This window comes from Spirosoma terrae, assembly GCF_010435915.1.
GTDB classification, from domain to species: domain Bacteria; phylum Bacteroidota; class Bacteroidia; order Cytophagales; family Spirosomataceae; genus Spirosoma; species Spirosoma terrae.
On the sequence record NZ_JAAFZH010000043.1, the window covers coordinates 1 to 1,287 of the forward strand.

Annotated in this window: 2 protein-coding genes; both read right to left on the reverse strand. The window is 44.9% G+C overall.

From position 1 onward, the window contains the following. Positions 1-15: 15 nt before the first annotated feature. Positions 16-903: an IS3 family transposase gene (locus GK108_RS30960; RefSeq protein ID WP_163955475.1), complete on the reverse strand. Its 888-nt coding sequence runs from the start codon at positions 901-903 to the stop codon at positions 16-18. Positions 904-908: 5 nt separating this feature from the next. Next, complete coding sequence (locus tag GK108_RS30965) at positions 909-1,220, reverse strand: transposase (RefSeq protein WP_163955476.1); 312 nt, start codon at positions 1,218-1,220, stop codon at positions 909-911. Positions 1,221-1,287 lie beyond the last annotated feature (67 nt).

Here is a 1,287-nt window from a genome sequence, read left to right on the forward strand (position 1 = left end):
TGTCTTAGCCCCCTATTAACTGGACAGATTTTCTGAAAAGGTTGTGTCGTAGTTCACCTGTGCTTCTTCCCATTTTTGCTGGGGTGTTATAAACCCAATCGAACGGTGCAACCGATGATGGTTGTAATGGCAAAAATAACGACCTAACATTTCTTTGGCCTCATAGTAGCTGGCAAACTCATTTCGCTCAATGACATCGTGTTCCAAAATGCTGTGAAAAGCTTCAATGTACGAGTTCTCTTCAGGGGTGGCTACATGCGTGAATTCCTGCTTGATCTCTGAGTTTTTTAAAAAGTTACGTACAGAGTGGGCTATGAATTGACTGCCATTATCATTGCGCAAAATCACTCCTTTCAGTTGATGACTCCGGTTTATGCGTCGAAAAAGATTGATTAAGTCGATTTGGCGAATACTACCTTGGAACAGCCAATCCAGAATTTTACGGCTATACACATCAATAACGCTCAACAGATAGTAATTCCGCCGTTCCCCGTGTACCCAAACGTACTTGATATCCCAACACAAGTATTCTAAGGGCTTGGTCGCTTCAATGCGTTTGAATTTAACAAATTCCCGCTTGCCAGTTGGCCGGATCACTTTGCCCAGGAGTAGATTATGCTCCTGCATAAGCCGATACACCTTTTTCTTGTTGATCAAGTACTCTCTTTTCAACTCGTAGGTGATGTATTCGTAGCCAAGAGCATTGAACTCAACATCCAGCAATTGCCGAATACTGAGCACGACCAGTTGGTTGTCTACCCACGACCCATCCAGTTTCATGGTTACCTGACTGGGTCGTGCTCCAGGTCTACCTGATTGAGGCAAGTAATAAGACACGCTCCGAGGCACGCTAAGCCACTGGCATAACTGGGTACGACTTACTTGATTTTCGAACTGTTCCATGATGGCTAGCTTCTCCTGGAGTGAAGAGGAGTTTTTTTTAGCAGTTCGTTCTTGATCTCCAGTTCCAAAGCCTGTTTGGCTACAATCCGCTTCAGGCGTTCATTTTCCTCTTCGAGGGCTCGCAGTTGAGGATCGACGCGTGCATAGGAATCTTTCAGGCCTTCTTTGCCTTTGCTCAAATATTTCAATCGCCACTTTCGCAGCAACGAAGGCGATAAATTGTATTTGCGACACGTCTCAGCCTGGCCCTCACGAATGGCTTCCTGGACGATGGAATAGCGGTCTTCTGGAGTAAAACTCCGCCTGATTTTGCTCATGATTTCTGAATGTAAAAGGACTAAACTGTTTTTGCAATTTTGTCCAGTCATTCAGGGGGTTAAGACA